The 7,812-nt window shown below is 43.8% G+C and carries 8 protein-coding genes; 4 read left to right on the top strand and 4 right to left on the bottom strand.

The window, feature by feature from the left end; translation table 11 throughout:
* Positions 1-1,561, top strand: a 1,561-nt coding sequence (locus tag B4J23_RS09800; protein ID WP_291360316.1) for an electron transfer flavoprotein-ubiquinone oxidoreductase, incomplete at its 5' end; no start/stop codon positions are given.
* 167 nt (positions 1,562-1,728) lie between these two features.
* On the opposite strand, the gene tusA is transcribed toward B4J23_RS09800, so the two are convergent.
* Positions 1,729-1,989, bottom strand: a complete 261-nt coding sequence (gene tusA / locus B4J23_RS09795; protein ID WP_004781744.1) for a sulfurtransferase TusA — start codon at positions 1,987-1,989, stop codon at positions 1,729-1,731.
* Between the two features lie 201 nt (positions 1,990-2,190).
* On the opposite strand from tusA, the gene B4J23_RS09790 reads away from it, so the two are divergent.
* Positions 2,191-3,030: an HlyC/CorC family transporter gene (locus tag B4J23_RS09790; protein WP_004781742.1), complete on the top strand. Its 840-nt coding sequence runs from the start codon at positions 2,191-2,193 to the stop codon at positions 3,028-3,030.
* The gene (gene lnt / locus B4J23_RS09785) at positions 3,027-4,586 is read left to right on the top strand and encodes an apolipoprotein N-acyltransferase (protein ID WP_291360313.1); all 1,560 of its coding nucleotides are present in this window, start codon (positions 3,027-3,029) and stop codon (positions 4,584-4,586) included. The genes B4J23_RS09790 and lnt overlap by 4 nt, the downstream gene beginning before the upstream one ends.
* Positions 4,587-4,718: 132 nt before the next feature.
* Here lnt and B4J23_RS09780 read toward each other — a convergent pair whose 3' ends face one another.
* Entirely contained in the window at positions 4,719-5,480 is a 762-nt protein-coding gene (locus tag B4J23_RS09780) for a ferredoxin--NADP reductase (RefSeq protein ID WP_291360311.1), read from the bottom strand.
* An 85-nt stretch (positions 5,481-5,565) separates the two neighbouring features.
* On the opposite strand from B4J23_RS09780, the gene gigC reads away from it, so the two are divergent.
* Positions 5,566-6,444: a LysR family transcriptional regulator GigC gene (gigC, locus tag B4J23_RS09775; protein ID WP_034702022.1), complete on the top strand. Its 879-nt coding sequence runs from the start codon at positions 5,566-5,568 to the stop codon at positions 6,442-6,444.
* 41 nt (positions 6,445-6,485) lie between these two features.
* Here gigC and B4J23_RS09770 read toward each other — a convergent pair whose 3' ends face one another.
* Positions 6,486-7,217, bottom strand: coding sequence for a cold shock domain-containing protein (locus tag B4J23_RS09770; RefSeq protein ID WP_034702024.1), 732 nt, complete (start codon positions 7,215-7,217; stop codon positions 6,486-6,488).
* A gap of 133 nt (positions 7,218-7,350) precedes the next feature.
* The gene (locus B4J23_RS09765) at positions 7,351-7,716 is read right to left on the bottom strand and encodes a hypothetical protein (protein WP_291360308.1); all 366 of its coding nucleotides are present in this window, start codon (positions 7,714-7,716) and stop codon (positions 7,351-7,353) included.
* Positions 7,717-7,812: the final 96 nt, after the last annotated feature.

Below are 7,812 nucleotides of genomic sequence, written 5' to 3'. Positions count from 1 at the left end.
AGTCGGTGCACATATTCTTTCGGGTGCTGTGCTTGAACCACGTGCCATGAACGAACTATTCCCGAACTGGAAAGAAGAAGGTGCGCCTTTAAATGTGCCAGTGACAGAAGACAAAACTTTCTTCCTTCTTTCAGATGAAAAATCACAAGAAGCCCCGCACTGGATGGTGCCGAAAACCATGCACAATGATGGCAACTATGTCATCTCTCTGGGCAACGTGGTGCGCTGGTTAGGCCAGAAAGCCGAAGAACTGGAAGTATCGATCTTCCCGGGCTTTGCTGCTTCAGAAATTCTGTATCATGAAGATGGTACGGTGAAAGGTATCCAGACTGGTGACATGGGGATTGGCAAAGATGGCGAACCGACGCATAACTTTGCGCCAGGTTATGAGCTGCATGCCAAATACACCATTTTTGCTGAAGGCTGTCGTGGTCACCTCGGTAAACGTCTGATCCAGAAATTCAATCTGGATAAAGATGCTGATCCGCAGCACTACGGTATTGGCATTAAAGAACTCTGGGAAATTGATCCAGCGAAACACAAACCAGGTCTGGTAATGCACGGTGCCGGCTGGCCTTTATCTGAAACCGGTTCGTCAGGTGGCTGGTGGTTATACCATGCTGAAAACAACCAGGTGACTCTGGGCATGATCGTGGATCTGTCTTATGAAAATCCGCACATGTATCCATTCATGGAAATGCAGCGCTGGAAAACCCATCCACTAATTAAACAGTATCTGGAAGGCGGTAAACGTATTTCTTATGGTGCGCGTGCCGTAACCAAAGGTGGTTTTAACTCCCTGCCGAAATTTACCTTCCCGGGTGGCTCACTCATCGGTGATGATGCAGGCTTCCTGAACTTTGCCAAGATCAAAGGCTCACATACTGCAATGAAATCCGGCATGCTGTGTGGTGAAGCGGTATTTGAAGCGATTGCTGCCGGTGTAGAAAAAGGCGGTGACCTGGCGATTGCCCGTGTGACTGAAGGTGAAGACTTCTTTGTAAAAGAACTGACATCTTATACAGACAAGTTCAACAACAGCTGGTTGAAAGAAGAGCTGTACAGCGCGCGTAACTTTGGCCCGGCAATGCACAAGTTCGGTCAATGGATGGGGGGTGCATTTAACTTCATCGACCAGAACATCTTTAAAGTACCGTTCACCCTGCATGATCTGGTGCCAGACTTTAAGGCATTAAAAACTGTCGATGCAGTGAACTTCAAGCCGAACTATCCAAGACCGGATGGCAAGCTGACCTTTGACCGTCTGTCTTCTGTGTTTGTATCGAACACGGTACATGAAGAAAACCAGCCTGCGCATTTAAAACTGACCGATGCTTCGATTCCAGTAGATGTGAACCTACCGAAATGGGATGAGCCTGCGCAGCGCTACTGCCCGGCGGGTGTGTATGAAATCATGGAAAATGATGACGGTTCAAAACGCTTCCAGATCAATGCAGCGAACTGTGTACACTGCAAGACCTGTGACATCAAAGATCCATCTCAGAATATCACCTGGGTAACACCGGAAGGTGGCGGTGGTCCGAACTACCCGAATATGTAATCTCTGATGAGATAAAAAATAAACCCGCTGACAAGCGGGTTTATTTTTTACTTGGTGTCTTTTAAAGATGACCAAAGCATCTAACTTATATTAATTCCAAATTAAAACTTTTAAATCCAGATTATTTTAAAAAGCAAATCAATCAAATGTTTACCCAAAAAAATCTCTTAACCGCCTTTTTTCACCAGATAATGGAACTCTTTATTGCCATTTTCATCCAGACGCTCCTCTTGGAGTAGCAGTTCATGGCCGAGGTGCATGCAAAATTTTGGAATATCCCAAGAGGTCGAATTATCCGTAGCAAAAACTTCAACTACATCACCAGCTTTAGACTTACGGATGGCTTGATGCAACATCATGACTGGCTCAGGGCAGCGTAATCCACGGGTATTCAATTGCAGGCTTGGCGTAATTTCGGCTTCAGACATCGACAGACTCAGGAATTTAAGATCAGCCTTATTTTAGCATAAAGCGGCTATCGCATTGCAGCTCACGCTTTGAGCCAATTCACAAAACTATACTGACCCGCGGGATCAAGACTGCGCAGCATAATTACAATAGACAAGCGTATTTTCTGCGGTATGATAAAATCACGTTTTTTTAGATATTAAGAGTCTTTAGGAAAGATCATGCACGAGGAATCAGGCCCGTCGTGGGGTATGCGCGGCTTACGTAAATGGCTGGGAACTGCACCCGAAACTCGCGACGAACTGCTAAAATTAGTACAAGATTCACGTCGATTTTTAGAACCCGATACTGTTGCAATGCTGGAAGGCGTACTGGATCTGCCGGCCACCAAAATTCGTGAAGTCATGACGCCAAGAACGTCCATGATTAGCTTGCAGGAAGATGACCAACTTCTCGAAATTTTGCATGTTTTAGTTGAATCTGCGCATTCGCGATTCCCTGTGTTCTCATCGGATCAACCGGATAATGTAGTTGGTATTTTGCTGGCCAAAGATCTGCTTCCTTTCCTGACCGAGCCTTCTTCCAAAGTCGATATTCGTGCCTTGATGCGTCAGCCATTGTTTGTACCGGAAAGTGCGCGTTCCGACCAGGTTCTGCGTATGCTGAAAAATACCCAGACTCATATTGCGGTAGTAATTGATGAGTACGGTACAACTTCAGGCCTGGTAACCCTAGAAGATATTCTCGAAGAAATTGTGGGTGAAATTGAAGACGAACATGATATTGCCGATGAAGAAGCACAATATATTGTTCCGGATCAAGACCCGAAGACAGCCAATACCTGGGTAGTACAAGCGCTGACGCCAATCGAGCATTTTAACAATATGCTGGATGCCAATTTCTCCGATGATGAAGTGGAAACTATGGGCGGTTTGTTATTGCAGGAAATCGGTCTGGTAAATGATCTGGAAGGTCAGACGATTGAACTGGAAAACTGGCAATTTACCATTCTTGAGGCAGATTCACGTTCTATTCGTTTAATTCGAGCTGTGCGCCAATGAGAGCATATTTCGATAAATTATTAAATCCAGCCCAGCAGCAAAAGCAGTTAGCCTTAATTTATCCTGTATTGATTGCCTTATTTGCCGGCGCTATTTTTAGCCTGGCTTTGGCACCTTATCATTACTGGTGGCTGGCGATTCTCTCTCCTGCCTTACTGTATGCTTGCGTCCGTGGTCGTAGTGCGAAACAGGCCTTTGGTATTGGCTGGGCTTATGGAATTGGATTGTGGTTTGTGGGTGCATTCTGGCTCTATACCTCTATTCATGTGTATGGCGATACTAGTGCTTTCCTGAGCGTAATCATGATCCTGATCATGGCGATCGTCATGGGACTGTTTACTGCCCTTCAGACTTTCATTTATCGTCGTTTTTTCCCGGAAACACCCCTTACCTTCGCACCACTTTGGGTGATCTTTGAATGGGCCAAAACCTGGGTATTTACCGGTTTCCCATGGCTCTTTGCAGGGTATGCTTTTACTGAGCTCTATCTGGATGCCTACGCGCCTTTATTCGGTGTATTTGGGGTGTCCTTTGTAGTGATTGTTCTGGCCTGTGCACTGGTTGAAATCTTAAGTAAACGGGTCTTCTGGATCGTTCCCTCTGCACTCCTGTTATTGGGTGCTTGGGGTGCTGCACAACTGACTTTTGTGCAAGAAAAAAATGAAAAGCCGCTCACCGTTTCTCTGATTCAGGGCAATATCCCTCAGGATCTGAAATGGTTAACTGAATATCAGGTAAAGACCCTGCTGATCTATGCGAATTTGAGCAAGACTGAATGGGGACGTGACCTGATTGTCTGGCCAGAATCTTCGATTCCGATGTTCCAGACCGACATCGAGCCTTTCTTGGAGGCCATGAAAGTTCAGGCAGAAAAATCTGGAACAGCTTGGGTCACAGGTATTCCGTTCTGGGATCTGGCTGAGTCACAGGAAGTAGGCACGCCAAAATACTACAATAGCATTATGGCGACCGGTGATGAGTCGAGTGGACTTTATAAGAAGCAGCGTCTGGTGCCTTTTGGAGAATATATTCCACTCTCTGGTGCACTCAGTTGGGTACTTCCAGCTCTACAAAACGACCCTTCGGTGAGTGGTTTCTCGCGTGGCGCGGATATCCAGAAACCATTAAATGTGAAAAACCATCCTTTAGGTGCAGCGATTTGCTATGAAGTGGCTTATCCAAACCTGACTCGTCGTAATGCCAGCCAAAGCGATTTTCTGGTGACCGTATCTAATGATGCCTGGTTTACTGGCACTGCCGGTCCACAGCAACATTTACAGATGGTACAAATGCGGGCCAAGGAAAATGGTCGCTGGTTTATTCGTGCTACCAATACTGGGGTAACTGCGTTCATCGACCACAATGGCCATATTGTGAAACATGCACCTATGGATAAAGAAGCTATACTCCGCGGTGAGTTACCCGCCATGCAGGGTGAAACGCTTTACATGAAACTCAGCGACTGGCCAGTATTGATTTTCTCCGTATTGTTATTATTACTGGGTTGGCGCTTCCGCCCACGTAAGGTGGATATCAGCTTTAAGTCGAGAAGATAATTTCTTAAGTTCCCTCTCCTGAGCTAATTTTAAAGCACTGCTTTTTAAATTAGCGCAAGTGAGGGTTAGGGAGAGGTAAATTATTTAAGAACCCTCACCCCATCCCTCTCCCAACGAGAGGGTGATAAAGGATTACCAATAATTCTCTACCGCAATATTTCCTTCACCACGACGGTTCATAGTCAGGCCACGTGCTTTTAGCGCTTCTTTGGTATCTTCAACCATTTCCGGATTACCACAGAGCATCACGTGACTGGTTTCAGGATTAAGCTGAAGTCCTGCTGCCCGTTCAAGTTCCCCATTCTCAATCAAAATAGGTAAACGATGATGAAGCACTGCTTCAGGATCGCGGGTAATGATTGGAATAAATTTAAAGCCAGTATAACCTTCGCCAAAGCTCTCGGCAATTTCCTGAATACGGTCGACATAAGCCAGTTCGTCTTGCGTACGGACGCTATAAACCAGGTTAATATGTTTATATTTATTCCAGGTTTCAAAGTCTTGCAGCATGGATAAAAATGGTGCCAGACCTGTACCGGTACCAAGCAGCCATAAATCTTGTGGCAATGGCAATTGATAACGTGCCAAAGTCAGATAACCATAGGGAATTTTCTCTAAGTAGAGCTCATCGCCTACTTTAAGATGTTGTAAATTCGAAGTAAATTTCCCTTCCGGAACCACAATCGAAAAAAATTCCAGCGTTTCATCAAAAGACGATGACACGACTGAATATGCCCGAACGACCAGTTCATCCCCCACTTTCAAGCCAATACGCGCAAACTGTCCTGCCGTAAACTTGAAATGCGCAGGTCTGGTCATGGTGAAACTAAACAGCGTATTGGTCCAACGGTGTACAGATAAAACCTTTTCTAAGCTAAATTTTTCAATAGACATGATTCAAACGTGGCATCAAAGACTATGCTCATGGTAGCATGACAGCATAATTTATTAATATTTTTTAAATGTTAAGGCTCTATTCATGCGCATGACTTTACGCCAGTTGGCTGTTTTTGTAGCAGTTGCTCAAGAAGGCACCGTCACCAAAGCCAGTGATGCAGTCAAACTCACCCAAAGTGCGGCGAGTATGGCTTTAGCAGATTTAGAAGATGGTCTTGGCGCGCCTTTATTCGACCGCCTTGGTAAGCGTTTACAGCTCAATGACTTAGGTCGTTTTCTTCTCCCACAAGCTCTTGAAATCCTTGGCCGCTGTGAAGCTTTCGAGCAGGCAGCCAAAGGTGAACTGCAAAGCATCGATCTTCGTCTCGGTGCGACGCTGACCATTTCTGACTATCTGATGCCAGACCTGATGGCGGATTTCCTGAAAATCCAGCCACAGGCTCACTTGCAACTGCAAGTCGGCAATACCCGTCAAATGATTGAAGCTGTGAATCAGTTCCAGCTAGATTTGGCCCTGATTGAAGGTTCTTGTCATCTACCGCAGCTGCAATGTATTCATTGGCGCGATGATGAACTCGCAGTGTGCTGTGCGCCGGATCATCCCCTAGCTCAGCTAAACCATCCGCTTACTGCTGAAGATTTTAAATCGGTTGAATGGATTTTACGTGAAGAAGGTTCAGGGACTCGTGAAGTCTTTGATAATGCCATACTAAAAGATGTACCTGATGCCAATATCCGTCTGACTCTAGGCCATAATGAAGCGATTCTGAAGATTGTGGCAGGTGGTTTAGGGATGTCTTGTATTTCCAAGCTAGCGATTGAACCTTTGCAGGAAAAAGGCCAACTGGTGATTCTGGATACTCCATTCTGGTCACTCACCCGTCCTTTATTTATGCTGGTACACCGCCAGAAATATCAAGGCCCCGGTCTTAAGGCCTTTATGAAATTCTGTGAAGCTTAAAATTTTGTTGAAATAAAAAAGCGCCTAAGGGCGCTTTTTTATTACCTGAACAAATGTCTCTTACTAATTTCTTCCTTAAACTGTCTTTCACATGGAACACCGTCATGATTTCCATCCATCTGAGTACCCGGGCAATTTCGCAAAAAGAATACCGCTTCATCATAAGAGCGCATCTGGCTACAATGGGTTCTACCATCACATTGATAAGGTGAAGACACTGAAGTGGATGAGGCAGTACTTCTAATAGGAGTATTTGTGGATACCTCTAAATTCTTCCTTCCTTGTTCACTTAGGCCTTGTTCAGGTAAGTTACCTAAAGCAGCACGTTGTTCTGAAACAAGCCTTTTTTGTTCTTGCATTAAATGCTCAAGTTGCTGTTGCTTTTGTATTTTATAGTTTTGGTATTTTCCATAAACCAATACAGCAAGTATCACGATAATGATTAAACCAATGCCTGTAATCAATTTTGATAAAACTGAATTTTTAGGCTGACGGTAAGGTACTGCTCTTTCGATCTGAAGATCATTATGTTGACTAACAATTTTTGAAGGTGTCTTTTGATATGAGATATCTAAACGAACAATATGATCTGCTTTAAACTTGCCTGCATCCTGTACTTTGAGAAACTTTAAACTTTCCCCAACTTTTGGTGGCACGTTCTTATTTGGGAAGTCTTTAATATGGAAGAATAAATCTTTTGACTCACCCGCTATCTCAATAAAACCAAAACCTCGTTCTTCGTTATAGGTCTTGATCTTCCCCTCTAAAAACATAATTCACTCTATTGTTTGATATTTTTAATTATTGTATTCAAAAACTGATGAAAATTCTAAAAATAAAAAAGTACCGTAAGATGCTTTTTTATTTGAATGATGAGACAAATATCTTAGTAAATGAGAACCTAAGTTAAATTTCTCCAAATATCATAAATCCAATTGCTGTTACCAGAATCGACCACAGTGTGGGACTAAAGAAAATAGTATTGCGTGCCGGATTGACTATTGCAGAAGTAGAAGCTAGAGATGGTAATACAACTACTTCAGAAACGAACTCTTCCTGATGCTTGATATCCAGACGTACCATATTCTCCAGCTGAATCGTATTTTGCTCTTCAATTATTCTAAATTTAAGTCGTTCTCCGACTTGAGGCGCGATTTCAGGTGAAGGTAGTTGATCTAACTGAAAATTAAGCTCCTGTGCATTATTTTTTAGTTCAATACTCCCAGTCCCACGTACAGCATCATAGGTTTTAATTCTTCCATCTGTAAACATGATATGTGTCCCTAGATCATTCAACAGATGCGTAGTTTATATGGAAGGGATTAAAGGATATTGTTGAGCTTTGGTGGGTATTTTATTGTTTTCGCA

Source organism: Acinetobacter sp. UBA3025 (assembly GCF_002367915.1).
Lineage (GTDB): Bacteria > Pseudomonadota > Gammaproteobacteria > Pseudomonadales > Moraxellaceae > Acinetobacter.
Note: the sequence above shows the minus strand (reverse complement) of the source record. Positions and strands in the feature narration are given on the sequence as shown.

What these genes read in the sequence shown, in the direction of transcription:
- tusA (WP_004781744.1), bottom strand. Translation starts at nt 1,989, where the DNA reads ATGTCTGAAGCCGAAATTACGCCAAGCCTGCAATTGAATACCCGTGGA.
- B4J23_RS09790 (WP_004781742.1), top strand. Translation starts at nt 2,191, where the DNA reads ATGCACGAGGAATCAGGCCCGTCGTGGGGTATGCGCGGCTTACGTAAA.
- lnt (WP_291360313.1), top strand. Translation starts at nt 3,027, where the DNA reads ATGAGAGCATATTTCGATAAATTATTAAATCCAGCCCAGCAGCAAAAG.
- B4J23_RS09780 (WP_291360311.1), bottom strand. Translation starts at nt 5,480, where the DNA reads ATGTCTATTGAAAAATTTAGCTTAGAAAAGGTTTTATCTGTACACCGT.
- gigC (WP_034702022.1), top strand. Translation starts at nt 5,566, where the DNA reads ATGCGCATGACTTTACGCCAGTTGGCTGTTTTTGTAGCAGTTGCTCAA.
- B4J23_RS09770 (WP_034702024.1), bottom strand. Translation starts at nt 7,217, where the DNA reads ATGTTTTTAGAGGGGAAGATCAAGACCTATAACGAAGAACGAGGTTTT.
- B4J23_RS09765 (WP_291360308.1), bottom strand. Translation starts at nt 7,716, where the DNA reads ATGTTTACAGATGGAAGAATTAAAACCTATGATGCTGTACGTGGGACT.